We start from the raw sequence: 24129 nt of genomic DNA on the forward strand, positions 1-24129 counted from the left end.
TGTCCAGTGCTCGCTATCCAGGCTCGCATCATGGACCGCGGCCAACGAACACAAAATGAATGAGACGAAAGGGAGACCGCCGATGAAGCTGACGCGCCGCACCATTCTGCAGACCATGGGAACCCTGCCCCTGCTCACCAGCGGTCTGACCTTACCTGCACGTGCGCAAACGGCGGCGGCGACCACATCGGCAGGCGAGATTCCCCCGATCCTGTTCGTGCATGGCAATGGCGACCACGCGGCGCTCTGGCTGACGACGCTGTGGCGGATGGAATCCAACGGCGTGCCGCGAACGCGCCTTGCCGCGCTCAACTTCACCGACCCGCTGGCGCGCAATGACGACGCCGTGGCGCAGCCGGGTCGCTCGTCGACCGACGACCAGCGGCGCGAACTTGCCGAAGCGATCAAGGCGCTCAAGGAGCGCACCGGTGCAGCGCGGATCGCGCTGGTCGGCAGCTCGCGCGGCGGCAATGCGATCCGCAACGTGGTGAAGAACGGCGGCGGCGCCGATGTCAGCCATGCGGTGCTGTGCGGCACGCCCAATCATGGCGTGTTCGACTGGGAGGACAGCCCCGGCAGCGAGTTCAACGGCCGCGGCCCGTTCCTGCGCGGACTGAATGTCGGTGACAGCGAGGTGGCCGAGGGCACCGCCTTCCTCACGCTGCGCAGCGACGGCCTCGACAAATATGCGCAGGCCGATGGCCGGCTGGTCGGCAAGCCCGGCGTGCCCACCGGGATCACTGCGGAAGGGCCGGCGTTGAAGGGCGCGACCAATCTCGTGCTCGGCGCGCTGGACCATCGCGAGGTCGCGTTCCACCCGCGCGCGTTCCGCGAGATCTACAAATTCATCGCCGGCCGTGAGCCGGCGCAGATCGCGATCCAGCCCGAGCAGCAGGTGCGGATCAGCGGCCTGGTGACGGGCACGCCGGGCGGCGCGCCGACCAATCGCCCAGTCGCGGACGCAAGCGTGGAGGTCTATCGCGTCTCGAGCGAGACAGGCGCACGCAACGGCGAGCCTGTCTATCGCGGCCAGACCGGCGCCGACGGACGCTGGGGTCCCGCGGAGGTCGATCCGACATCCTATCTCGAGATCGTGCTGACCTCGCCGGGCGCGCCGATCACGCACTTCTACCGTTCGCCGTTCCCGCGTTCGTCCGACGTCGTGCATCTGCGCGCGGCGCGGCCGCTCGGCCAGGCCGATGCCGGCGCCGGAGCGATTCTCATCATGATCAGGCCGCGCGGCTATTTCGGCCTGCCCCGCGACATCGTGCTGCTCGACGGCAAGGAACCCGGGGACGTGCAGAAGGGAATACCGACCGATGCAGCGACAACATTGCGGCTGCCAGCGGGCGACGTCGGGCGCAGCGTCATCGGACTGTTCAACGAGGAACGCATCGCCGCCCGTCTTTGGCCAGCATCGGAGAGCAGGATTGCGATGATCGAGCTGACTAATTAGTTGCTGGAGTATGATGGTACATCACAGCCTCGGAGAGCGCTGAATCGCGCTCTCCCACGCATGTTGCAAGCGAGGTGACCGAATTACCTCTGGCAGGAAACCGCCGTTCCGCGGCCGGCCGGTTCGTCCTACAGCAGCCGGCGCTCGGCATGCCGCCGGTCCGCCGTTCCCCGCTCACGACAGCGTCGAGAGGCAGTGAATGAGTACCGCCGAAGTCCACTACCTGCCGCAGGCACGCGTGCCACTGGTTCCTCCAACGCCGCCGCGGGCGCCGGACAGCATGGGCGCCCTGCGCCGCGTGCTGATGATGGGCGACAACGCGATCGCGACCTGGAGCCAGCGCGCCTATGAGGACGACATCATCCGCGGCCGCTTCTTCGGCAGCTCCAGCTACATTCTCAATACGCCTGATACCATCAAGCATGTGCTGGTCGACAATTGGGAGAACTACGTCCGCACCGTCGGCGCCATCCGCGTGCTGCGTCCAGTGCTCGGCGAGGGGCTGCTGATCGCCGAAGGCAAGGCGTGGAAGCACCAGCGCCGCACCTTGGCGCCGGCTTTCACGCCGCGCGCCGTTTCCGGCCTCGTTCCGCACATGGTCGCGGTGACCGATGAGACCGTTGTCCGGCTGAGAGAGCAATGCGGTCAGCCGCTCGACCTGCGCGAGATCATGCAGCGCATGACGCTCGACATCGCCGGCCGCACGATGTTCTCGTTCGAGATGGGCCGGCACGGCGCCACCCTGCGCGATTTCGTCTACGAGTATGGCGCGCGGCTGGCCAGCCCGCATCTGCTCGACATCGTGTTGCCGCTGTCCTGGCCGACGCCGCGCGACTTCGCGCGCCGACGCTTCCGCAAGCGCTGGACCGCCTTCGTCGCCATGCTGATGGCCGAGCGGCGCGCGGCCGGCAAGCTGGAGGATGCGCCGCCGCGCGACCTGTTCGACCTGATGGGCGCGGCACGCGATCCGGAAACGGGCGCTGCGTTCACCGATGCGCAGCTCGCCGACGAGGTCGCGACCATGATCCTCGCCGGGCACGAGACGACCGCGACGGCGCTGTTCTGGGCGCTGTATCTCATCGCGCTCGACCCGGCCAATCAGGACAGGCTGGCGCAGGAGGCGCGCGCCGCGACGGATCTGAGCAATCCGGATCAGTTGCCGTTCACACGCGCGGTGATCGACGAAACGCTGCGGCTTTATCCGCCCGCCTTCCTGATTGCGCGCGCCGCAAGCGGGCCGGACCGTATCGCCGAGTTCCAGGTGAAGCGCGGCGACGTCGTGCTGATCTCGCCCTGGCTGCTGCACCGGCACGAGAGGCTATGGCAAACGCCCAACGCCTTCATACCGGATCGCTTCATGCCGGGCGCGCCGCCGCCGGAGCGCTTCGCCTATCTGCCGTTCGGAGCGGGCGCGCGGGTCTGCATCGGGGCTCATTTCGCCCTGACCGAGGCGGTGCTGGCGCTGGCACGGCTGGTGGCGGCCTTCGACATCGAAATGCTCGACGCCGCACCCGTGATGCCGGTCGGCGTGGTCACGACCCAGCCGGATCGCTCGCCGCTGTTCAAGCTCACGCCCAGGGCGGGCGTCTGATCCCGGCGGCGGCCGGGCTATCGCTTCGTCTCTTGCTTGTGGGTTTGCTAGGCACCATCTTAACACGCCATGAGCGACATCCAGGCCCAGCTTTCGGTTCTGAAGCAGACCGCCGATCCGGCCGTTGCGGACGCGATCACACGGTTGATTGAGGCGGGTGAAGATCACGAACTCAACCGTATCAATGCCCTGGAGTTCTCGGCGCGCGCCGGTCTCGATGAAGAACGGGTTATTTCCGGGTTCCTGCATGCTGCACGGATCGGCTTGTTCGATCTGACCTGGAACGTGCTCTGTCCTGGCTGCAGCGGCGTGCTGGATGCGCACGCCACGCTGAAATCTCTCCGCCATGACGATTACCATTGCGGACTATGCGCTTGCGGCTACGAGCCTTCCATCGACGAGCAGGTCGAAGTTGCTTTCACCGTGAGCTCCAAGGTCAGGAGCATCGCCGCTCACGATCCGAACACGCTGCCGCTCTGGGAGTATTACAAGCAGGTCTTCTGGAGTTCCGGGATCGACCTCGACCGGGAGTCTTTTGCCTCGCTCAGCGAAGAAGTGACGCTTGATGCGCTCGAGCTGCCAGCCGGTGAGAAGGCCGTGCTCTCACTGCAGCTCCCATCCGATTTCATCATCATCTTCGAACCGGTGACGCATTCTGCGCATTTCATCGACGTTCAGGGCGAGCCCACCAGGGAGCGCCAGCAGCTCGGACTGCTATTCAACAGGGCGCATCCTCCGACCGGATCGATCACGTTGCGTCCAGGCCCGCTGCGACTGGCGCTCGACAATCAGGCCGGCGTACGGACGCTGCCGACCGTCTTCGTTGCCGGCGATGCGCTCCACCGTCTCCTCGGCAAGCGCCGGCCTTTCCTGACCGCCAAGCGCATATTGTCCAACCAGACCTTTCGCGACGTGTTCAAGGCGGACAATCTCAACATCGACCAGCGGCTGAAGATCACCTCGCTCACCTTCCTGTTCACCGACCTCAAAAGCTCGACGGCGCTGTATGAGCGCGTCGGCGATCTCGCGGCCTTCGACCTGGTGCGCGCGCATTTCCGCGCGCTGCTGGAGATCATCAATGCCGAGAAGGGCGCGGTGGTGAAGACCATCGGCGATGCCGTGATGGCGACCTTCATCCAGCCCGAGCATGCGCTGTCCGCGGGCCTGCGCATGCGCGCGGCGATGCAGCGGCTCAATGCCGAGCGCGGAACCGAGGATCTCGTGGTCAAGATCGGCATCCACGAGGGGCCGTGCCTCGCGGTGATGTTGAACGACCGCCAGGACTATTTCGGCCAGACCGTCAACATCGCGTCGCGCGTGCAGAGCCTGTCGACCGCGCAGGAGATCCATCTCACCGCGCCCGTGATCGAGAGCCCGGGCGTTGCTGACATCCTGCGGAGCGCGAAGATCGCGCCCATCCAGAAGCACGCCGCGCTGCGCGGCATCGCCGACCGCATGATGGTGTACGAAATACCCTGAGGCTTACCGAAATGTCATGCAGTCCAAAGGTCGCAGCGGATTGCCGGCGCAGCGTGGCATTTGCATATAGTGAGCATTCGCCGGCCGGTTTGCGATCCGCTACGTATCTTACAGCGAAGGATTCCATGCTCGAAGGACTGCGCCAATTCATCGCTGACGTCGTTTCGCCGCAGCAGACCCCGGCGTTCGACGACAATGGCTATCAGCTCGCGGCGACGGCCCTGCTGATCCACGTCATCTCGCTGGACGGCGAGCCGAGCCAGATCGAGCGTCGCAAGCTGCACGGCCTGATCGAGCGGCGCTTCGGGCTCGATCCCGGCAGCGCCGACCGGCTGATCGCGCAAGGCATGCTGGTGGAGGGCGACGCGGTCGATCTCTATCGCTTCACCAGCGTCATCATGCGCGAGGTCGACGAAGCCGGCCGCCTGCGCATCGTCGAGATGATGTGGGAGCTGGTCTACGCCGACGGCAAGGTGACCGAATTCGAGGATAATGTGGTCTGGCGCGCCTCGGAGCTGCTCGGCGTCTCCACGCATGACCGCCTCGACCTCAAGCACCGGGTGGCGGCGCGCAAGTCCGGCGCCCCGGCTTGAACCGCGTCGCTCCGGGTGGAACCGACTTCATGCGGAGATGAACAAACTTTAATTTTGTTCCGGACACCCCCGTTCATGTAAATCCATGTGAATCTGAGGCTATTGCCGCAATCCAGCGCGAGGCCATGCATCGCGGTGTCTTGCATGTTCCCGTCCCACTATGCTCTCGTCCGCCGCAATTGGATGATGTGCAAATTGTGATCGAAGAGCAGGGATCGTGGGTGAACGTGTCACGCTCGTAACGGGTGCCTCTGCCGGAATCGGCAGCGAATTGGCGCGCGTGTTTGCCGCGAACGGGCACCGGCTCGTATTGACGGCCCGGCGCGAAGACCGGCTCGAGGCGCTGGCGCAGGAGATCGTCGCCAAGGGCGGCCCGGCGCCGCTGGTGATCCCCTGTGACCTCACCTCCCCCGACGCCGGCGCGACCATCGAGGCTGCGCTGTCGGCTGCCGGCCTGGAGCTGCAATATCTCGTCAACAACGCCGGCTTCGGCCTGTTCGGCAAGGCGGTGCAGCTCGACCGCGCCGAGCAGCTCGACATGATCTCGGTGAACGTCCGCGCCCTGACCGAGCTGTCGCTGCGTTTTTCCGACCAGTTGATCCGCAACAAGGGCGGCATCCTCAATCTGGGATCGGTGGCCGGGTTCCTGCCGGGGCCTGGCATGGCGGTCTATTACGCCTCGAAGGCCTATGTGATCTCGTTCACCGAGGCGCTGCGCAAGGAGCTGGCGCCGCATGGCGTCCGGGTCACGGTGCTGTGTCCCGGTCCGGTGCCGTCGGAATTCCAAGACCGCGCCGGCTTCAAGCCGGGCGTGGATTCGGTGATCCTCAACGTCTCGCCCAAGGCCGTGGCGGAAGCCGGCTATCGCGGCCTGATGGCCGACAAGCGCGTGGTGCTGCCCGGGCTCGGCATCAAGATCGTGCCGTTCATGCTGCGCTGGTTCCCGCGCGGCTTCATCCTCGCCGCGGTCGGCCGGCTGCAGCTGAAGCGGACCTGATCGCGCTGGCCCGGCGCTTGCTTTGCAATGTGCGCTCGCTCACGCGCCGTTAACCTTTGCTTAGCTATGATCGCCAGGTGATGCTCAGGCAAGACCCTTCGCTCCATCCGAACGGGACCCAGGCGGACGTTCGGCATCTCTACTCGAAGCTGGCCCCGGCGGCTGCGCCGCAGCGGCCCGTCCTCATCATCCTGCATCAGGAAACATCGAGCCCTGGCCGCGTGGGCAACGCCCTGCGCGCCCGCGGCTATCCGCTCGACATCCGCCGGCCGCGGTTCGGTGATCCGCTACCGGAGACGCTCGATGGGCATGCGGGTGCCGTTATTTTCGGCGGTCCGATGAGCGCGAACGATCCGGACGACTTCGTCCGCCGCGAGATCGACTGGATCGAGGTGCCGCTGCGGGAGCAGCGTCCGTTTCTCGGGATCTGCCTGGGCGCGCAGATGCTGGCGATCCAGCTCGGCGCCCCCGTTGCGCCGCATCCAGAGGGACGCGCCGAGATCGGCTATTATCCAATCCGCCCGACCCGGGCCGGGCGCAGGCTTTGCCCGCATTGGCCTGATCACGTCTATCATTGGCACCGCGAGGGCTTCGACCTGCCCGATGGCGCCGAGCTGCTCGCCGAGGGCGGCGACTTTCCGGTGCAGGCCTATCAATACCAGAACGCCACCGGGCTGCAGTTCCACCCCGACGTGACCTACGCGATGATGTGCCGCTGGACCACCCGCGGTCATGCCCGGTTGGACACCCCCGGCGCCCGTCTGCGCCACCATCATTTCGAGGGTCGCGCCGTGCATGATGCCGCCGAGCGGGCCTGGCTGGCACATTTTCTGGATGGCTGGCTGGCGCGCGAGCCGGTGGCGGCGATGGCCGAGGCGGCGGAGTAGGATCGGCGTCCTGGTCAGTCCATTGGCTTGGAATGTTCAGACTTCAGCCCGGCTTCGCCAAGAGGCTACGCCGGGCACCACGCTTCGCCTTTTCAGGCATTGCGTGGCTGCGCCACGCGTAGCCTGAAAGGCGAAGCGTGGTGGAGCCAGGCGGGATCGAACCGCCGACCTCGTCATTGCGAACGACGCGCTCTCCCAGCTGAGCTATGGCCCCGTAACACGACCGCTTTGATGTTGGGAACAGGCGGCCGGCAGATCGGGCGCCATTTACAGTCGGTGCCCTGGTCAAGTCAAGAACGGTCACATCGCCTGTTAGCCTTGACGGGCACCTTCCCTTGTTTGCGCGGGAGGGAACAGATATCTAACCGGGTGATATCTCGTTCCAGGAACCCCGGATGATACGCCTCTTAGACTTCGTTGACTGGCTTCTCGGCCTGTACGTGTTCATCCTGGTCGTTGCGGCAATCATGTCCTGGCTGGTCGCGTTCAGCGTCATCAACGTCCGGAACGACTTGGTCCGACAGGTGCTTTACACGCTTGATGCTCTGACAGAGCCCGCGCTCCGACAGATTCGGCGCTTCGTGCCTCCTGCCGGAGCGTTGGACCTTTCGTTTCTCGTTCTCTTCATCCTCATCCAGTTCATCCGGTTCGTGATCATCCCGGCGCTTCAGGGTCTGTTTGTCTAGCGCCTGCACGCACTGACGTAGACGCGCGGGATTCAAGGGTGCTGCTTGCGTCAACTCAGGTCTGATGCTGATTCGGATCGAGGGTCCCTATCGATGGTCCCTTGGCGATGTTCGAAGGGCGGCGTCACCCTCGCATTGCGGGTGACCCCACGCGGCGGCCGGGACGCCATCGATGGCGTCGAGACGCTGTCCGACGGCCGCGATGTGCTGAAGGTCCGGGTGCGCGCGATCGCCGATGGCGGCGAGGCGAATCGCGCCGTGACCGAGCTGCTGGCCAAGGCGATCGGCGTCACCAAGAAGGCCGTGCGAATCACCTCGGGCGCGACGTCACGGCTGAAGCAGGTCGCCATCGACGGCGATCCGTCGGCGCTCGATCAGGCCTTGCGCGACCTCATTGCAGCCCATATGCCGACCCGGAAACAACGAGAATAGACGCAAGAAGCGCGAGCCGAGGCCTTTCGGCTTCGCAAGCGGCGATCTTCACCCTCCCCTGGAGGGGGAGGGTCGCCTCACGGTGAGCGAAGCGAGCGTGAGGCGGGGTGGGGTGATCTCTCCACCGGCATCCGTGGCTTTCACCCCACCCCGGTCGCCCGCTTCGCGTGCGATCGACCCTCCCCCTCCAGGGGAGGGTGGGAGCACGCGGCCAGCATCTTGCTCGATGAACAGCCTTTGAACCGAGGATAGAGCAAAATGACCGCGCGCATCATCGACGGAAAGATCATTGCAGCCGACCTGCGCGCGCAGGTCGCCCGTGAGGTCGAGCGGGTCAAGCGCGACCATGGCCTGACACCAGGCCTCGCCGTGGTGCTGGTCGGCAACGATCCGGCGTCCGAGGTCTATGTCCGCAGCAAGCACACCCAGACCCAGGCCGCCGGCATGGCCTCGTTCGAGCACAAGCTGCCCGCCGACGTCTCGCAGGACGCGCTGCTGGCCTTGATCGGCAAGCTCAACCGCGATCCCGCCGTGCACGGCATCCTGGTGCAACTGCCGCTGCCGAAGGGGCTGGAGACCGAGGCCGTCATCAACGCCATCGATCCGGCCAAGGACGTCGACGGTCTGCATCCGCACAATGCCGGCCGTCTCGCCGGCGGCCAGCCGGCGCTGGCGCCGTGCACGCCGCTCGGCTGCATCATCCTCAGCAAGACCGTGCACGGCTCGCTGGAGGGCATGAACGCGATCGTGATCGGCCGCTCCAACCTGGTCGGCCGTCCGCTGGTGCAGTTGCTGCTGAACGAGAACGCCACGGTGACGATCGCGCATTCGCGCTCGCGCGACCTGCCAGCGCTGACCGCGCGCGCCGATCTGGTCTACGCCGCCGTGGGCCGCCCGGAGATGGTGAAGCGCGACTGGATCAAGCCGGGCGCGACCGTGATCGACGTCGGCATCAACCGTATCCCAACGGCTGACGGCAAGACGAAGCTGGTCGGCGATGTCGCCTATGCGGAAGTGGCGGAGGTCGCCGGCGCGATCACGCCGGTGCCCGGCGGCGTCGGCCAGATGACGGTCGCGTGCCTCTTGGTCAACACGCTGCGCGCCGCCTGCGCCATTGCCGGGCTGCCGAAGCCGGCGGTGTAACCACCTGCGTCATTCCGGGTTCAGCCGCTGCGCGGCTGCCCCGGAATGACGTCAATCGTTTTCACTTCTTCGCGGCTTTGGCGCGCGCGATGCCCTCGGCGATCAGCTGGTGGGCGTCGTCGGCATTGCCCCAACGTAGCACCTTCACCCACTTGCCGGGCTCGAGATCCTTGTAGTGCTCGTAGAAGTGCTGGATCTGCTGCAGCGTAATGTCCGGCAGGTCGGAATAGGTGCGGACCTTGTCGTAGCGCTGGGTCAGCTTCGAGGACGGCACCGCGATGATCTTCTCATCGCCGCCAGCCTCGTCCTCCATCAGCAGCACGCCGACCGGGCGCACGCTCATGACCGCGCCGGGCACGATCGCGCGCGTGTTGGCCACCAGCACGTCGCAGGGATCGCCGTCGTTGGACAGCGTGTGCGGGATGAAGCCGTAATTGCCGGGGTAGCGCATCGCCGTATAGAGGAATCGGTCGACGAACAGCGTGCCGGCTTCCTTGTCGAGCTCGTACTTGATCGGCTCGCCGCCGACCGGCACTTCGATGACGACGTTGACCTCGCGCGGCGGATCTTTCCCGATCGGGATGGCGTCGATGCGCATGGATGCTCCGTAGAACTTGAACGTTTGGGAACTTGAACGTTGAGGGTCGGACGCTCGACAGGCGAGCGCTGGCATTCGCAGTCGCAAAAAAATCGCGGCTGCGCAACAGCTACCTCAGGCCAACACTTTCAGTTCAATTCGCCGGCGCGTTAACGCTTAACGCGCCCAAAGCACAGCCGGTCCAGGCTCAGTTGGTCCAGGCAAAGGCGACCTTGTCGAGCGACTTCGGCCCGAAGCGCTCCGACGACCGCGCGACCATGCGGCCGCCCAATGCGCGGTAGAACTCGGTGGCGGGATCGTTGTCGGACAACGCCCACACCACCATGCTCTTCAGGCCGCTCTGCGCGAGGTCGCGCTTGGCGGACTGAAAGAGCCGGCGACCGAACCCCAGCCCCTGAAATTCCGGTCGCAGATAAAGCTCGTAGACTTCTCCGTCAAAATGCAGGCTGCGGGCGCGATTGCGGCCGTAATTCGCATAGCCTGCGACCTTGTCGTTGAACACCAGCACGCTGACGCGGCTGCCTTTGCGGATCGCGCTGTCCCACCATTGGGGGCCGCGCCGGTTGATCAGCTTCTCCAGCTCTGCGCCAGGGATGATCCCCTGGTAGGCGGAACGCCAGGCTTCATCATGGGCTGACGCCACCGCAGCCGCATCTGCAGCCTTGGCCGGACGGACTTCGATCAGGGTTGTGCTCATGACGAGATCAAAGCAAGTCGGCGGTCCGCCTTCAAGGTGCCACGTTAAAGATCGGTTAACCTGTGGACTTTCGGCATCACCGTGGCGGAAAGCTGTGCCGAAAAGGGACAATTTCGCAACATTGTCGGGCATCGGTGGTGTCCTGTCACCGCCGATTCATACGTCGCAGGAAAAACTGCATCTGACCGGCCGCGGCGTGGGCTAGTGTGGCGCAAGCTCAACATCTTCCCGTTCGGCTGAATGGTGCTGCTTCGCTGCGTCTCATGGTTGCTCGCACTGCTCGTCCTGTCGGCAGCCGGCGCAACGGCACAGCCGTTCGGTCCCGCGTCGCCCGAAGCCGAGCCGGCGCGCCGGCAGCAATGGCTGATACCGTCCATCAAGACCGAAATTCCCGCGCATGCGATCCTCTATCGGCCTGCCGGCCACGGGCCGTTTCCGCTGGCCGTGATCGCGCATGCCTCGACGCAGAATCCGCTGTGGCGGGCACAGCTGCCGCAGCCCACCTACACGGCGCTGGCGCGTCTCCTGGTGGGGCGGGGCTATGCCGTGCTGGTCCCGGAGCGGCTCGGGCACGGCCGCACGGGCGGTCCCTACGTCGAAGACCAGGGCGGCTGCGCCGACGCGGACTATGAGAAAGCAGGACGCGCGACCGCGGCGCAGATTTTGCGCGCGCTCGCGGACATGCGCGAGCAGCCGTTCGCCGCGAAGGGCGGCGCCGTCATCATCGGCCATTCGGCCGGCGGCTGGGGCGCGCTGGCGCTCGCCGATCAGCCGCCGCAGATCGTCTCAGCAATCGTCGTGTTCGCGCCCGGCCGTGGCGGCCATGCCGACGACGTGCCCGGGCGTGTCTGTGCAGAGGCGCGCCTGCTTGATACGGCCCGCGCGTTCGGACGCGGCGCGCGCGTGCCGGTCACGTGGCTGGTTGCGGCCAATGACAGCTACTTTCCACCACCGCTTTCGCGTCGGCTTGCGGAGGCCTTCAACTCGGCCGGAGGCCAGGCGGGCTTCAAGCTGTTGCCAGCGTTCGGCGAGGAGGGGCATTGGATGATCGAGCACGACGACGGCGTGGCACTCGCGGCGGATTTGCTGCCGCAGGCGCTGACAACGACACGTCGGTCGACGCATCCGATGCCGCCGAACTAGCAGGACACGATGACGCTGTATTTCCTGGTCAAATATCTGCACGTGCTCGGCGCCATCGTCATTCTCGGCACCGGCACGGGGATCGCATTCTTCATGCTGATGGCGCATCTGAGTGGCGAGGCCGCGTTCATCGCGCGCACCGCCGGCGTGGTCGTGATCGCCGACATGCTCTTCACATTGTCCGCGGTGTTGCTGCAGCCGGTCACGGGCGGCACGCTGATGTGGCTGTCGTCGACCGCTGTGACTGACGGCTGGCTGCTCACCTCGCTCGCGCTCTACGCGGTCGCCGGGCTGTTCTGGGTGCCGGTGATCTTCATGCAGATCGAGCTGCGCGACCTGGCGCGCCTCGCGGACGTCGGCGCCGAGGAGCTGCCGCCGCGCTACTTCATCGTCTTCCGCCGCTGGTTCCTGTGCGGCATCCCCGGTTTCAGCGCGGTCATGGCCATTCTCTGGCTGATGATCGCAAAGCCGTTCTGACGAGACGCGCATGATCACGTCGACCAACCCCCGCATCCTCGTGCTTGGCGCTTCCGGCCTGATCGGGCGCTTCATCACCGACGATCTGCGCCAGCGTGGCTGTGCGACGGTCGGTGTGGCGCGCGCGTTCTCGCCATCACAACGCGTGTCGCCGTTCGACATCGAGTTGCCGATCATGGCGCTCGATGCGCCGGCTCTGGCGAGTCTGATCCGCGCCCACGAGATCGATGTCGTCGTCAACTGCCTCGGCGTGCTGCAGGATGGCCCGGGCAGCGACACTACGGCCGTGCATCGTGAGTTCGTCGCGCGCGTGCTCGCAGCGATCACGGCCTGCGGCCGTCGCGTGCGCTTCATTCACATCTCGATCCCCGGCACGGCCGATGAGGATCACACCGCCTTCGCCACCACCAAGCGCGACGCGGAGCGGCTGATTGCATCCTCAGGCGTCGCCCACGCCGTCCTGCGCCCGGGCTTCGTGATCGCACCGTCGGCCTATGGTGGCAGCGCGATGGTCCGCGCGCTCGCGGCGCTTCCGGTCGACCTGCCGGCGAAGGATGCGGCGACACCGTTCCAGCCGGTGGCGGTCGCGGACATCGCCGCGACGATCGCCTGGCTCGCGATGCGGCCGATCGATGACGAGACGACGCGCGCGGTGAGCTGGGACCTGATGCAGCCCGAGGCGATGACGCTTGGCGACGTCGTCGATGCGTTTCGGCGCAGTTTCGGCACAATGGATTGGCCACGCGTTGCCGTGCCCGCGCCGCTGATCAATCTCGGCGCTTTCGCCGGTGACCTCTGCAGCCGGCTCGGCTGGATGCCGCCGATGCGCACGACCGCGATCGCCGAATTGCGCAGGGGCGTACGTGGCGATCCGGACCCGTGGATCGCGGCAACCGGCATCACCCCGACGACGCTGGACGACGCCGTGGGCACGCATGGCGCCACCATTCAGGACAAATGGTTCGCACGCCTGTTCCTGATCAAGCCGCTGATCATCGCGAGCCTTGTTGTATTCTGGGTCGCGTCCGGCAGCATCGCACTGTTGGTCTCGTTCCCCGCGACCACGGCGATCCTGACCACGCGCGGCTGGCCCGACTGGTTCGCCGCCCCGTTTGCGGCGATCACCAGCATGATGGACATCTCGGTCGGCGTATTGATCGCGTTCCGCAGAACCGCAGCATTCGGGCTCACCGCCGGCATCCTCGTCTCGCTCGGCTACATGCTCGGCTGCGCGATCCTCACGCCCGACCTCTGGCTCGAGCCGCTGGGCGCGCTGGTGAAGACGGGACCAGCGATCGTGCTGATGCTGGTCGCGCTGCTCATGATGGACAATCGATGATGACCAACTGGCCCGACGATGATGTGATCCTCTACGATGGCGTCTGCGTGTTCTGCTCCCGCTGGGTGCAGTTCGTGATCGCGCGCGACACCGCCAGGCGCTTCCGCTTCACGCCGATCCAGTCGCCCTACGGCACCCGGCTGGCGCAGGCCTTCGGCATCGATCCCCAGGAGCCCGACACCAATGCGGTGGTGCACGGCGGCAAGGCGCATCTGAAATCCGATGCTGCGCTGACCGTATTGTCGAGCCTGCCGGGCTGGGGCTGGACGCGCGCGCTGCGCGCCATCCCGAAGCCGCTGCGCGATGCGGTCTACAGCCTGGTCGCGCGCAACCGCTACCGCATCTTCGGCAAATACGAATCCTGCTTCGTGCCCGATGCCGAGCTGCGAAGGCGGGTGCTGGAGTCCTGATCCGATCCGCGGTGAGATGAGGGAGCGAGCCAGAAATTAATCGATTGAAACGAATGATATATACAATATAATCTGTTGGATCGATTGATTGCAGCATGAAATTCTCCTCCCCAGACCCTGTTTGGGAGAGTTTTCCATGGCTGCCCCGTCGCATGATCTGATCGCCGATGCGCCCGTTGCCATTCATCATCGACCTGCCCACGCGCCTGCGACGCCGGCGGCACCGACGCTGCTGCCCGGGCTCGCGCTGTCCGCGGCGCTCGCGGCCTGCGCCTTCGGGCTGCGCCTGGTGCCGGGCCTCGGCCTGTTCAGCCCGATGATCCTCGCGATCGTGGCAGGGATGGCACTGCATAACGTCATCGGCACGCCGGCGCGAGCCAAGCCCGGCGTCGCCTTCTCGATGAGCCGCGTGCTGCGGCTGGCGATCATCCTGCTCGGCCTGCAACTGACGGCCGCCCAGATCGTCGAGGTCGGCGCCCGCGGACTCGTGGTGATCGCGCTGAGCCTCACCGGCACCTTCCTGTTTACGGTGTGGATGGGACGGCTGCTCGGCGTCGATCGTAAGCTGGCGGAGCTGATCGCCGCGGGCACCTCGATCTGCGGCGCATCGGCCGTGATCGCGACCAACACGGTCACGCGCGCCCATGACGAGGACGTCGCCTATGCGGTGGCCTGCGTCACGGTGTTCGGCTCGATCGCAATGTTCATCTATCCGCTGCTTCCGGCGCTGCTGCATCTCGACGCGCACGCCTTCGGCCTGTGGAGCGGCGCCTCCATTCACGAGATCGCCCAGGTGGTCGCGGCCGCGTTTCAGCAGGGCCAGCAGGCCGGCGAGTTCGGCACCATCGCCAAGCTGGCCCGCGTGATGCTGCTGGCACCGGTCGTGCTCACCCTCGGCCTGCTGGCAACGCGGCGCGCGCGCCATGGCGGCGAGACCCGGAGCAATGCGCAGCCGCCACTACCCTGGTTCGTATTCGGCTTCATTGCGCTGGTCGGCCTCAACAGCGTGATCAGCATACCCGCCGAGATGAAGACCGTGATCGTGACGGCGACCACGTTCCTGCTGTCGATGGCGCTGGCCGCGATGGGACTGGAAACGGATTTCGCCAAGCTCAAGGCCAAGGGCCTGCGGCCGCTGGCGCTGGGCCTGCTCGCCTTCCTGTTCATCGCAGGCTTCAGCCTGGCCCTGGTGAAGCTGACCACATAGGACGCATGTGACGCTCGAACAGCTCAGGATCTTCGTTGCGGTCGCGACCCGCGAGCACGTCACCCAGGCGGCCCGCGACCTCAATTTGACCCAGTCGGCGACATCGGCGGCTGTGGCCGCGCTCGAAGCCCGCTACGAGACCAAGCTGTTCGATCGCGTCGGACGCCGCATCGTGCTCACGGCGACCGGGAAGGCGTTTCTCGTCGAAGCAAAGGCGGTGCTGGCGCGCGCGGCCGCCGCCGAGACCGTGCTGAACGATCTCGCCGGCCTGAAGCGGGGGCAGCTGGCGCTGGCGGCCAGCCAGACCATCGCGGGCTATTGGCTGCCGGCCTTCATTCACCGCTTCAATGCCGCGCATCCAGCGATCAAGCTGCAGCTGTCGATCGGCAATACCGAGCAGGTTGCGACCCAGGTCCGCGAGGGCTCTGCCGATCTCGGCTTCGTCGAGGGCGATGTCGACGATCCCGTGCTCACGGCCCAGCCGGTCGCGGAGGACGACATGGTGCTGGTCGGCCCGATCGATCATCCGTTGTGCCGCGGCAGGTCAGTGACAACCAGCGACCTGAGGACGGCGCGCTGGGTGTTGCGCGAGCAGGGCTCCGGCACGCGCGCCGCGCTCGAAACAGCGCTGGGCCGCTTCGGAATCACCCCGGCCGAGCTCGATGTGGTGTTCGACCTGCCGTCCAACGAGGCCGTGCGCGGCGCCGTCGAAGCCGGCGCCGGCGTCACGGTGCTGTCGCGCTTGGTGGCAATGCGCGCCGTCAAGGCGGGGTTGCTCGCCGTCGCCAACATCGAGCTGCCCAAGCGGCACTTCTACAGCCTGCGCCACAAAGAGCATCACCAGACGCAGGCCGCACGGGAGTTTCTGCGGATGGTGGGGGAGACGCGTTGATTGGGGCACGTCATCGCGAGCGCAGCGAAAGCGATCCAGAAATCCCACCGCGGTGACAGTCTGGAGTGCCTCGCTGTGCTCGCAACGACGGTGGATGTGCTAGCGCCTGGTTAACGACGCCAGAGCTTCCCGCGCCGCGCGCTCGCCGCTGTCGCGCGCGCCATGGGCGGTCGAGAAGAAATCCACGGGCGTCGCCTCGCCGGCGAAGAACAGTCGATCATCAACCGGCGCGGCCAGCACGGCGCGCTTGTCGGCATGTCCGGGCAGTGCATGCGAATAGGCGCCGCGCGCGAACGGGTCGGCGCCCCAGCGGGACTCGGCGAGCGGACGGAGGCTCTTGCGGATGTCGTTGCCGAGCAGGGCCACGATGTCGTCGATCGCCTGCGCCGCCAAGGCCCCCTCGCCCGCCACCTCGATCTCGCGAGCGAAGCTGCCGCCATAAAAACCTTCGATGCAGGGCTGGCCGAACGGGCGCAGCTGGAAGCTGCCGACCCGCGCGGTGTGGCTTCGGCCGCGCATGCCCGAATCCCTCGGCAGGTGCTCCCAGCCGTCGAGCGCCAGCGTCACCTTGTTGTCGAGACCGAGCGGCAGGCCAGCGGCGGCTTCGACCTTGCTCGGCAGGGCCGGCGAAAAGCGGAGCGCTTCGTCGACGATGAGACTGGTCGGCACGGTCACGATGACCTTGTCGGCCGTCACCGTGCCCCGCGAGGTCGTCAAGCGAATGCGCGTGTCGCCGTGATCGATCAGGGTCACGTTGCAGTTCAAGGCGATCGGCAGGTCCCCGCCATAGGCGGCGACCAGCGCGCCATAGCCGTGGCGAACGCGCCAGTTCAGCTCGGTGTCCTCATAGGCTTCGAAGTCGAGCAGCGACATCTGGTCGAGCTCGCAGCCGTTGAGATAGGTGCAGATCGCATCGATCATGCCGTTCCAGCGATTGCCGGGCTCCAGGCAGATGCTCGCCGGGGCATCGCGGCCACTCTTGGCGGCCTCTGCGGTGCGCGTAAAGAACGCCTCCAGCGCCCGCAAGAACTCCTCGCGCTCGTGGCGCGGAAATGCCGCGTCATAGGCCTGGTCGCGCCAGGGCGGCCGGCTGGTGTCGATAGTGAAAGCAAGCTGCTCGGCGATGCCGACGAAGGAGTTGCGATCAGCCGAATGCAGCCAGCCGCAGCCGAGATCGAAGGTGACATCAGGCGAAGCCATGATGGTGTGAGCACGGCCGCCGATGCGGTCGCGGGCCTCCAGGACGATGAACGAGACGCCCTTGTCCTGCAGCGCATGTGCGGCGCCGAGGCCCGCGGCACCCGCGCCGATGATGGCGATGTCGATGGAGGATGGGAAAGACATTGGCTCATCCAACTCCGTCGTCATGCCCGGCCTTGTGCCGGGCATCCACGTCGTCCTCGCAAGCCCCAAAACGTGGATGGCCGGGACAAGCCCGGCCATGACGCGTTTGAGAATGGAGGGCGGAAATTACGCCACCGCTTCCTTCTGTTTCTCGGCGCGCTTGCGCTCGTTCGGATCGAGATGCTTCTTGCGCAGGCGGATCGACTTCGGCGTAACCTCAACCAGCTCGTCGTCCTCGATATAGGCCAGCGCCTTCTCCAGCGTCATCCGGATCGGCGGCGTCAAACGGACCGCCTCGTCCTTCGACGTGGTGCGGATGTTGGTGAGCTGCTTGCCCTTCAGCACGTTGATCTCGAGATCGTTGTCGCGGGTGTGCTCGCCGACGATCATGCCGCGATAGACCTTCCAGCCCGGCTCGATCATCATCGGGCCGCGGTCCTCCAGCTTGAACATCGCGTAGGCCACCGCCTCGCCCTGGTCGTTGGAGATCAGGACGCCGTTGCGGCGGCCGGCGATCTCGCCCTTGAACGGGGCATAACCGTGGAACAGGCGGTTCATGATCGCGGTACCGCGGGTGTCCGTCAGCAGCTCGCCCTGATAGCCGATCAGGCCGCGGGTCGGCGCGTAGAACACCAGCCGCAGGCGATTGCCGCCGGACGGGCGCATCTCGATCATCTCGGACTTGCGCTCGCTCATCTTCTGCACAACGACGCCGGAATGCTCCTCGTCGACGTCGATCACGACCTCCTCGATCGGCTCCAGCCACGCGCCGGTGGCCTCGTCCTTCTGCAGCACCACGCGCGGACGCGACACCGACAGCTCGAAGCCTTCGCGGCGCATGGTCTCGATCAGGATCGCGAGCTGCAATTCGCCGCGGCCCGACACTTCCATGGCGTCCTTGTCGGCGGATTCGACGACGCGCAGCGCGACATTGCCCTCAGCCTCGCGCAGCAGGCGGTCGCGGATCATGCGGCTCGTGACCTTGTCGCCTTCGGTGCCCGCCAGCGGCGAGTTGTTGACGATGAAGGACATCGACACGGTTGGCGGGTCGATCGGCTGCGCCGGGAGCGGCGTCTCGACCGAGGGATCGCAGAACGTGTCGGCGACGGTGCCCTTGGTCAGGCCTGCGATGGCGACGATGTCACCGGCCTCGGCCTCGTCGAGCGGCACGCGCTCGATGCCGCGGAACGCGAGAATTTTGGAAATACGGCCCTGCTCGACGACCTTGCCCTCGGCGTTCAGCACCTTCACGGCCTGGTTGGGCTTGATGCTGCCCGAGGTGATGCGGCCGGTGATGATGCGCCCCAGGAAGTTGTTGGCCTCCAAGATGGTGCCGATCATGCGGAACGGCCCCTCTTCGACCGACGGCGCCGGCACATGGCGCAGCACCAGGTCGAACAGCGGCTGCATCCCGGCGTCCTTCGGACCTTCCGGGCTCTCGGCCATCCAACCCTGCTTGGCCGACCCGTACAGGATCGGGAAGTCGAGCTGCTCCTCGGACGCGTCGAGTGCGGCGAACAGGTCGAACACCTCGTTGATGACCTCGGTCGGACGGGCGTCGGGACGGTCGACCTTGTTGATGACGACGATCGGCTTGAGGCCGACCTTGAGCGCCTTGGAGACCACGAACTTGGTCTGCGGCAGCGGGCCCTCGGCGGCGTCGACCAGCACCAGGGCGCCGTCCACCATGTTCAGGATGCGCTCGACCTCGCCGCCGAAATCGGCGTGGCCGGGGGTGTCGACGATGTTGATGCGGGTGTCCTTCCACTGCACCGAGGCGGCCTTGGCCAGGATGGTGATGCCGCGCTCGCGCTCCAGGTCGTTCGAGTCCATGGCGCGCTCGGCAACCTTCTGGTTCTCGCGGAAGGTACCCGACTGCTGCAGGAGACGGTCAACCAGGGTGGTCTTGCCGTGGTCGACGTGGGCGATGATGGCGATGTTGCGAAGATTCATGGTCGGTGTCTTCTAAGCTTTCTCAAGAGCCCGTGCTCTGTCCCCGGCGGGGCGCGCGCTTTGTTATAGTCGAATCAAGCTGTTAGCTTTACGACGCGCGCTCGCGAAACTCGTTCGGCGGCAGGGGCCGGCAGCCCCAAATAGGAAGCCCGGCCAATCGACCGGGCAGACCTCACGCGTTGCGGCGCAATATAGGCAGAAAATGCCAAAAAACAATGACTGCTTTCAGGAACGAGGAGCGGTTTCCGAGCGGCTGGCTAACGCCTCCGCGACCGCACGCTTCCGGGCGGCGCGGTAGAAGACGAGACCAACCACTCCGACCGGCAATCCCACGAGGACCAGCACTGACAGCCGTCGGCTGCGCCTATGCGCGGAAAGTAAAAAACGCCTGCGGGCTCAGCCCGTCGCAGCCTGCTCGGTCGGATAGACGCCGCGCAGGACCTCCTCGAAATGGGTCTTCACGGCTTCGTTGCACAGGCAGGAGCGGCGCTTCAGCGCGTCGAAGTCGCGCACCATGAAGGCGCCGCGGCGGGTTTCGAGAATGCCCTCGGCTCGGAAGGTCTGGACGACCCGGCTGACATAGCTGCGGCCGACGCCGAGCAGCGTCGCCAGCTGCTCATGCGTCAGCGGCACGATCGGCTCGCCGTCGGTGCGGTCCATCGCGGCCACGATCCACTTCGCCGTCCGCTGCTCGATCGAATGAATCGCGTTGCAGGCGGTCGACTGGAACATCTGCGCCAGCATGCAATCGGCGTAGCGCGCGAACACGTTGCGGAGCGTCTTGGATTGCAGCTTGGCGGCCGCCAGGCGGGACAGTGGCAGCCGTGCAAACGGGCCGCCGAACTTGACGACGATCCGCGTATAGGCCGGCAGGAAGCCCTCGCTGACGATGCCGCCGACGGCGCCCTCGCGGCCGACCAGGATGGTCTCGACGTCGCGGCCGTCCTCATTGGGGACGAGATAGGACGTGAGCGCCGGCCCACAGGGAAAATGCACGATCTGCACGTCGTCCCCGGGATTGTAGAGCAGATCGTTCGGCGTTGCCTCGTCCTCCACCAGATATGGCGAGATCAGCGCGTAGTCGGCCGGACTCAGCCGCAGCAGCAGGTTGTTGTGGGGCCGCTCCCGGTTCAGCGTGGTTACACCCTGGCTCAGCATCGTCATCCCCTGCGCGCAACGCATGTGCGTGATTCGTGCTCCTTGTGTTCACAAGTGCACCGACACAGGAACTCTGATATGCTGCCTTGGTTCCAGGAACCCGCCAGCGCACTCAAGAGGAGACGCCGGCTGCGGCGCCCATCCCTCATCCTGGAACCCGCAGATCCCATGACCAGCTCGCAATCAGGCGTGCCCGAGCTTTATCAACATGTGCTGGTCGTCGAAGACGACCCCATCATTGCGCTCGGATTGGAAGACACGATTACCGACCTCGGCGTTCCCGACATCAGGATCGCAGCCGACGTCGCGACCGCGCTCGCCATGATCGCGGAGCGCACCCCGCAATTCGCATTGCTCGATGTCGGCCTGGTCCGCGAAAAGAGCTTTGCGATTGCCGAGCGGCTGACGGCGCTCGGCATTCCCTTCGCCTTCTCCACCGGCTATGGCGCCGACCGCGTGCCGGCCGCTTTCGCCGACCGGCCACGGCTGCCGAAGCCTTGCCCGACCGACGCGCTGGAGGCGGTGCTGCGGCGACGCGATTAGTTGCCGTCGCAGCACGCGATCGTCTTGCCGCCGGACAACGAGACCTCAGCCCAGCTTCGGATCGAGCGTGGTCGACCACAGCGCGACGTCGGCGCGATCCCGCAGGGTCACGGTCATCTGGCCCGTGGCGCCTTCGATCTTGACGTGGCCGAAGAACTGCATGCCGGCCGACGGCGGCAGATTCTGCTTGTCGAGGCCGGGCGCCTTGATGAACCGCACCTCGGGGCCGAAGGTGTTGTCGAGCTCGTTCGGACCGAACGTGCCGGCATGCAGCGGACCGGAGACGAACTCCCAGAATGGCTCGAAGTCCTGAAACTGCGCCTTGTTCGGATCGTAATAATGCGCGGCCGCGTAGTGCACGTCCGCCGTCAGCCACACCGTGTTCTGGATCGGCGCCGTCTTGATGAAGCGCAGGATCTCGGCAATCTCGAGCTCGCGGCCGCGCGCCGGGCCGTCACCCTGGGCGATGGCTTCCGAGCCCTTCTTGTTGGCTGCGTCGTCATAGACGATGATGCTGAGCGGCATGTCGGAGGCGATCACCTTCCAGGTCGCGCGCGAATTGAGCAGCGCCTGCTTCAGCCAGCGCATCTGCTCCGGCCCGATGAAGTAGGACGCCGGACCATATTTGTCCTCGAGATTGGGACCGTTGGCGCCGCGGTAGCTGCGCTCGTCGAGCACGAACACGTCGAGAAGCGGGCCGTAATTGATGGTGCGATAGACGCGCCCCGGCTCGATGATGCTCTCGCGCATGGGATACATCTCGTGGAAGGCGCGCGCCGCGCGGGCCGCGAGCAGCTGGATGTTGCGCTCCTTGTAGCTGGCCGGCAGCTCCTTGGAGGCCGACCAGTTGTTGGTGACCTCATGATCGTCCCACTGCACGAAGATCGGCACTTCGGCATTGAAGGCGCGGACGTTCTCGTCGAGGAAATTGTATTTGTGAGCGGCACGGAACTCGTCGAGCGTTTCGGCGACCTTCGCCTTCTCTTCCACGGTGAGGTTCTTCCACACCTTGTTGTCCGGCAGCTTCACCTCGGACTTGATCGGGCCATCGGCATAGATGGTGTCGCCGGAATGCAGGAAGAAGTCCGGGCGGTGCTTCTTCATCGTCGAGAAGGTGAACATGCCGCCATCGTCGGGGTTGATGCCCCAGCCCTGCCCCGCCACGTCGCCGCCCCAGACGAACGAGACGTCGCGCTTGTTGCCGGGCGCGGTGCGGAAGCGGCCAAGCGCGGCCTCGCTTTCGACCGCGACATGTGAAAGGTCGCGAAACTTGACGCGGTAGAAGATGTCCTGGCCGCTGGGCAGACCGTCGATCAGCATCTTGGCCGTGAAGTCGCTTTCCGGAAGTGCGGCGACCGGAGGCAGCGTACGCGCGTCCTTGAACGACTCGGTGGTCGCCACCTCGACCAGCATCTGCGACGGCCGGTCGGCACGCGCCCAGACCACGCCGCCATCCATGCCAACGTCGCCGGACTGCACGCCATGCGTGATCTGCGGCCGGTCGGCGGCGCGGCTCAGATAGGGCATCGCCAGCGTCGTGACGCCGGCTGCGGCGGCTGTCGACAGGAAGCGGCGGCGGGACAGGGCTGGGCGCGGTCGAGGAATGCGAAGCGTCATGCGGATCTCCTGGTCGGATCGCGCGCGGGAGCAGGCGCGAGCCACGGCCCGGCAGACCTAGAAAAGATTGATGACGCTGGAATTACACGCGGCGTCTTGGGCAGTGCGCGACACCGCCGCAAGGGGAGCGTGGCAGACCTCAGGTGCCGGCGGCACGCAACTGCGCGCCGGTTCGCTGCAGATTGGCGGGCATGCTCATCAGGATGAGCTTGCGATCGGCGACCGCGTTGTGGAACTGCTCGAGCGCGATGTTGAACGCGGTCAACGCCGCGTGCTCGATCGCGCCGTCCTCGAAGCAGGTCAGCGTGTTGCGCAAGATCTCGTCGGCCTCGGCCTGGAGCTGATCGAGCTCCTCGGTCGAATCGCACTTGCGCGCGATCGTGATCATCTCCAGCAGACGATCGCGCAGCGAGGTGTTGATGGTGCGTTCGTCGCGCTTGAGATAGCCGGCGAACCACGCGCCGGCCGAGCCCATCGCCGAAAGCGCCATCAGGCTCCACCAGATGTAGTCGCTGTAGCGGTCGAGGAAGGTCTTCTCCTCGCCGTCGACGAAGGCCGCCGCGCCGGGATGGACGGGGATCGCGGCGTCCTTGTCGGTGTCCGGCGTCTCGATCTTGGCGGCAAGCGGAAATTCCGACATCAGCTGCTGGCGCACCGAGAACAGCTGATGCGTGAACGTCGAGACCGCCGATTCGGCGAGGCCCTTGCGTGCCACGATGTGGTGATTGAAGCTGATCGTCTTCACTTCATCTTCAGGGCGATCGGGCGCCCCGCCGAACGCGCCGGCCGGAATCTCGGTGGCCTCGTATTCGGGATGGTTCTGTGCGATGGCTCCGGCGGAATCGATGGCCAGGAAGGTGGGGGGGCCGCCCTCCTTGGTGGCGGCGGCGATCGCATCCGCCGTGATCTTGCTGTTGATGGGACCGGCCGCCAGATAGACATCGGCCCTCTGGCTTCGGACCGCTTCGGCGGCCTCGGTGATCGGGAATTGGACGATCTCGACCTTGCCGGGGTCGACGCCATATTGGCGCAGGATGACCTTCAGCAGGTTCGCGTTCGCCGGCGTCCGGCCGATGATGCCGACTTTGTGGCCCGCGAGCTGCGAGATCTTCGTGATCTTGGCGCCACCCTTGCGGCTCTTGCCCTTGCCGGACGAGGGCACCCAGAGGACGACGACGTTCTTGCGCAGCGTCGCTACCGCCTGTGCGTTCTTTGGGACCTCCAGGTCGCCCCGCACGATCGCAAGATCCACCTTGGCGGCGGCCAGCGCCTGCGCGCTCTCGGCGGCGCCCTCGGTCGGAACCGGCCGCAGCCTGACGGAGGCGTGCGACTGGGAAAAGGCCTGGGTCAAGGCCTGGACGACCTTCAGGTCGTCGCTGTTGGGCGGACCGACCGCGATCTTGAGCACCACGGGACGCATCGCAAAATAGTAGGCACCCGTCAAAGCGCCGACGACCGCGAGGATCCCGGCGATGACGATGAACACG

23 protein-coding genes and 1 tRNA gene are annotated in these 24129 nt (G+C 66.0%); 16 read left to right on the top strand and 8 right to left on the bottom strand.

Features of this window, described 5'->3' with window-relative positions; genetic code table 11:
* Positions 1-82 precede the first annotated feature (82 nt).
* From QX124_RS18765 to QX124_RS18790, 6 genes are all read left to right on the top strand, one after another.
* Entirely contained in the window at positions 83-1456 is a 1374-nt protein-coding gene (locus QX124_RS18765; RefSeq protein ID WP_315797933.1) for a hydrolase, read from the top strand.
* Between the two features lie 199 nt (positions 1457-1655).
* Complete coding sequence (locus tag QX124_RS18770; protein ID WP_315797934.1) at positions 1656-3047, top strand: cytochrome P450; 1392 nt, start codon at positions 1656-1658, stop codon at positions 3045-3047.
* Positions 3048-3116: 69 nt separating this feature from the next.
* On the top strand, positions 3117-4526 hold the full coding sequence (locus tag QX124_RS18775; RefSeq protein WP_315740479.1) for an adenylate/guanylate cyclase domain-containing protein: 1410 nt from the start codon (positions 3117-3119) through the stop codon (positions 4524-4526).
* 125 nt (positions 4527-4651) lie between these two features.
* Positions 4652-5119, top strand: a complete 468-nt coding sequence (locus tag QX124_RS18780) for a TerB family tellurite resistance protein (RefSeq protein ID WP_315797935.1) — start codon at positions 4652-4654, stop codon at positions 5117-5119.
* 217 nt (positions 5120-5336) lie between these two features.
* Complete coding sequence (locus QX124_RS18785) at positions 5337-6116, top strand: SDR family oxidoreductase (RefSeq protein ID WP_315797936.1); 780 nt, start codon at positions 5337-5339, stop codon at positions 6114-6116.
* A gap of 80 nt (positions 6117-6196) precedes the next feature.
* The gene (locus QX124_RS18790; RefSeq protein ID WP_315778196.1) at positions 6197-7003 is read left to right on the top strand and encodes a glutamine amidotransferase; all 807 of its coding nucleotides are present in this window, start codon (positions 6197-6199) and stop codon (positions 7001-7003) included.
* A gap of 138 nt (positions 7004-7141) precedes the next feature.
* On the opposite strand, the gene QX124_RS18795 is transcribed toward QX124_RS18790, so the two are convergent.
* Positions 7142-7217 (bottom strand) — tRNA-Ala (locus QX124_RS18795).
* Positions 7218-7398: 181 nt separating this feature from the next.
* Here QX124_RS18795 and QX124_RS18800 point away from each other — a divergent pair.
* The 3 genes from QX124_RS18800 to folD all read left to right on the top strand — a co-directional run bounded on the left by QX124_RS18800 (position 7399) and on the right by folD (position 9264).
* Entirely contained in the window at positions 7399-7689 is a 291-nt protein-coding gene (locus QX124_RS18800) for a YggT family protein (protein WP_315740475.1), read from the top strand.
* A 93-nt stretch (positions 7690-7782) separates the two neighbouring features.
* Positions 7783-8121: a DUF167 domain-containing protein gene (locus QX124_RS18805; RefSeq protein WP_315797937.1), complete on the top strand. Its 339-nt coding sequence runs from the start codon at positions 7783-7785 to the stop codon at positions 8119-8121.
* Between the two features lie 258 nt (positions 8122-8379).
* Entirely contained in the window at positions 8380-9264 is an 885-nt protein-coding gene (folD, locus tag QX124_RS18810; RefSeq protein WP_315797938.1) for a bifunctional methylenetetrahydrofolate dehydrogenase/methenyltetrahydrofolate cyclohydrolase FolD, read from the top strand.
* 61 nt (positions 9265-9325) lie between these two features.
* Here the strand turns inward: folD and ppa are convergent, their stop codons facing one another.
* Both ppa and QX124_RS18820 read right to left on the bottom strand, forming a co-directional pair.
* Entirely contained in the window at positions 9326-9862 is a 537-nt protein-coding gene (gene ppa, locus QX124_RS18815; RefSeq protein ID WP_011923519.1) for an inorganic diphosphatase, read from the bottom strand.
* Between the two features lie 187 nt (positions 9863-10049).
* Entirely contained in the window at positions 10050-10559 is a 510-nt protein-coding gene (locus QX124_RS18820) for a GNAT family N-acetyltransferase (RefSeq protein WP_006611902.1), read from the bottom strand.
* Between the two features lie 240 nt (positions 10560-10799).
* Between QX124_RS18820 and QX124_RS18825 the strand changes: the two genes are divergently transcribed.
* The 6 genes from QX124_RS18825 (at position 10800) to QX124_RS18850 (ending at position 16027) form a co-directional block, all read left to right on the top strand.
* A complete protein-coding gene (locus tag QX124_RS18825; RefSeq protein ID WP_315797939.1) occupies positions 10800-11702 on the top strand; it encodes an alpha/beta hydrolase family protein in 903 nt (300 codons plus the stop codon).
* Between the two features lie 9 nt (positions 11703-11711).
* Positions 11712-12179: a DUF2269 domain-containing protein gene (locus QX124_RS18830; RefSeq protein ID WP_315797940.1), complete on the top strand. Its 468-nt coding sequence runs from the start codon at positions 11712-11714 to the stop codon at positions 12177-12179.
* A gap of 10 nt (positions 12180-12189) precedes the next feature.
* Positions 12190-13518: an SDR family oxidoreductase gene (locus tag QX124_RS18835; protein WP_315797941.1), complete on the top strand. Its 1329-nt coding sequence runs from the start codon at positions 12190-12192 to the stop codon at positions 13516-13518.
* Entirely contained in the window at positions 13518-13928 is a 411-nt protein-coding gene (locus QX124_RS18840; protein ID WP_315778191.1) for a thiol-disulfide oxidoreductase DCC family protein, read from the top strand. Before QX124_RS18835 ends, QX124_RS18840 begins: the two co-directional genes overlap by 1 nt.
* Before the next feature lie 136 nt (positions 13929-14064).
* Positions 14065-15135, top strand: coding sequence for a YeiH family protein (locus QX124_RS18845; protein WP_409997712.1), 1071 nt, complete (start codon positions 14065-14067; stop codon positions 15133-15135).
* Positions 15136-15142: 7 nt separating this feature from the next.
* Positions 15143-16027: a LysR family transcriptional regulator gene (locus tag QX124_RS18850; protein ID WP_315797942.1), complete on the top strand. Its 885-nt coding sequence runs from the start codon at positions 15143-15145 to the stop codon at positions 16025-16027.
* A gap of 99 nt (positions 16028-16126) precedes the next feature.
* Here QX124_RS18850 and QX124_RS18855 read toward each other — a convergent pair whose 3' ends face one another.
* The 3 genes from QX124_RS18855 to QX124_RS18865 form a co-directional block, all read right to left on the bottom strand.
* Positions 16127-17371 carry an NAD(P)/FAD-dependent oxidoreductase gene (locus QX124_RS18855; protein ID WP_315797943.1) on the bottom strand — a complete coding sequence of 415 codons (1245 nt, stop codon included), beginning with the start codon at positions 17369-17371 and terminating at the stop codon, positions 16127-16129.
* A 126-nt stretch (positions 17372-17497) separates the two neighbouring features.
* Positions 17498-19324, bottom strand: a complete 1827-nt coding sequence (gene typA, locus QX124_RS18860; RefSeq protein ID WP_315740466.1) for a translational GTPase TypA — start codon at positions 19322-19324, stop codon at positions 17498-17500.
* 396 nt (positions 19325-19720) lie between these two features.
* Positions 19721-20482 (bottom strand): Crp/Fnr family transcriptional regulator, encoded by a 762-nt coding sequence (locus QX124_RS18865; protein WP_315740465.1) that lies wholly within the window; start codon positions 20480-20482, stop codon positions 19721-19723.
* A gap of 168 nt (positions 20483-20650) precedes the next feature.
* Here QX124_RS18865 and QX124_RS18870 point away from each other — a divergent pair, with 168 nt between their 5' ends.
* Positions 20651-21025 carry a response regulator gene (locus QX124_RS18870; protein ID WP_315797944.1) on the top strand — a complete coding sequence of 125 codons (375 nt, stop codon included), beginning with the start codon at positions 20651-20653 and terminating at the stop codon, positions 21023-21025.
* 45 nt (positions 21026-21070) lie between these two features.
* Here QX124_RS18870 and QX124_RS18875 read toward each other — a convergent pair whose 3' ends face one another.
* Both QX124_RS18875 and QX124_RS18880 read right to left on the bottom strand, forming a co-directional pair.
* Complete coding sequence (locus QX124_RS18875; RefSeq protein ID WP_315797945.1) at positions 21071-22642, bottom strand: alkaline phosphatase D family protein; 1572 nt, start codon at positions 22640-22642, stop codon at positions 21071-21073.
* Between the two features lie 139 nt (positions 22643-22781).
* A complete protein-coding gene (locus QX124_RS18880) occupies positions 22782-24128 on the bottom strand; it encodes a TAXI family TRAP transporter solute-binding subunit (protein ID WP_315785772.1) in 1347 nt (448 codons plus the stop codon).
* Between the last annotated feature and the right edge of the window lies 1 nt (position 24129).

The organism is Bradyrhizobium sp. SZCCHNRI3043, from assembly GCF_032377735.1.
In the GTDB taxonomy this organism is placed as follows: Bacteria; Pseudomonadota; Alphaproteobacteria; order Rhizobiales; family Xanthobacteraceae; genus Bradyrhizobium.

Coding starts and splice junctions, on each gene's coding strand:
- QX124_RS18765 (WP_315797933.1), top strand. CDS start 83: ATGAAGCTGACGCGCCGCACCATTCTGCAGACCATGGGAACCCTGCCC.
- QX124_RS18770 (WP_315797934.1), top strand. CDS start 1,656: ATGAGTACCGCCGAAGTCCACTACCTGCCGCAGGCACGCGTGCCACTG.
- QX124_RS18775 (WP_315740479.1), top strand. CDS start 3,117: ATGAGCGACATCCAGGCCCAGCTTTCGGTTCTGAAGCAGACCGCCGAT.
- QX124_RS18780 (WP_315797935.1), top strand. CDS start 4,652: ATGCTCGAAGGACTGCGCCAATTCATCGCTGACGTCGTTTCGCCGCAG.
- QX124_RS18790 (WP_315778196.1), top strand. CDS start 6,197: ATGCTCAGGCAAGACCCTTCGCTCCATCCGAACGGGACCCAGGCGGAC.
- QX124_RS18800 (WP_315740475.1), top strand. CDS start 7,399: ATGATACGCCTCTTAGACTTCGTTGACTGGCTTCTCGGCCTGTACGTG.
- QX124_RS18805 (WP_315797937.1), top strand. CDS start 7,783: ATGGTCCCTTGGCGATGTTCGAAGGGCGGCGTCACCCTCGCATTGCGG.
- folD (WP_315797938.1), top strand. CDS start 8,380: ATGACCGCGCGCATCATCGACGGAAAGATCATTGCAGCCGACCTGCGC.
- ppa (WP_011923519.1), bottom strand. CDS start 9,862: ATGCGCATCGACGCCATCCCGATCGGGAAAGATCCGCCGCGCGAGGTC.
- QX124_RS18820 (WP_006611902.1), bottom strand. CDS start 10,559: ATGAGCACAACCCTGATCGAAGTCCGTCCGGCCAAGGCTGCAGATGCG.
- QX124_RS18825 (WP_315797939.1), top strand. CDS start 10,800: ATGGTGCTGCTTCGCTGCGTCTCATGGTTGCTCGCACTGCTCGTCCTG.
- QX124_RS18830 (WP_315797940.1), top strand. CDS start 11,712: ATGACGCTGTATTTCCTGGTCAAATATCTGCACGTGCTCGGCGCCATC.
- QX124_RS18835 (WP_315797941.1), top strand. CDS start 12,190: ATGATCACGTCGACCAACCCCCGCATCCTCGTGCTTGGCGCTTCCGGC.
- QX124_RS18840 (WP_315778191.1), top strand. CDS start 13,518: ATGACCAACTGGCCCGACGATGATGTGATCCTCTACGATGGCGTCTGC.
- QX124_RS18845 (WP_409997712.1), top strand. CDS start 14,065: ATGGCTGCCCCGTCGCATGATCTGATCGCCGATGCGCCCGTTGCCATT.
- QX124_RS18855 (WP_315797943.1), bottom strand. CDS start 17,371: ATGTCTTTCCCATCCTCCATCGACATCGCCATCATCGGCGCGGGTGCC.
- typA (WP_315740466.1), bottom strand. CDS start 19,324: ATGAATCTTCGCAACATCGCCATCATCGCCCACGTCGACCACGGCAAG.
- QX124_RS18865 (WP_315740465.1), bottom strand. CDS start 20,482: ATGCTGAGCCAGGGTGTAACCACGCTGAACCGGGAGCGGCCCCACAAC.
- QX124_RS18870 (WP_315797944.1), top strand. CDS start 20,651: ATGACCAGCTCGCAATCAGGCGTGCCCGAGCTTTATCAACATGTGCTG.
- QX124_RS18875 (WP_315797945.1), bottom strand. CDS start 22,642: ATGACGCTTCGCATTCCTCGACCGCGCCCAGCCCTGTCCCGCCGCCGC.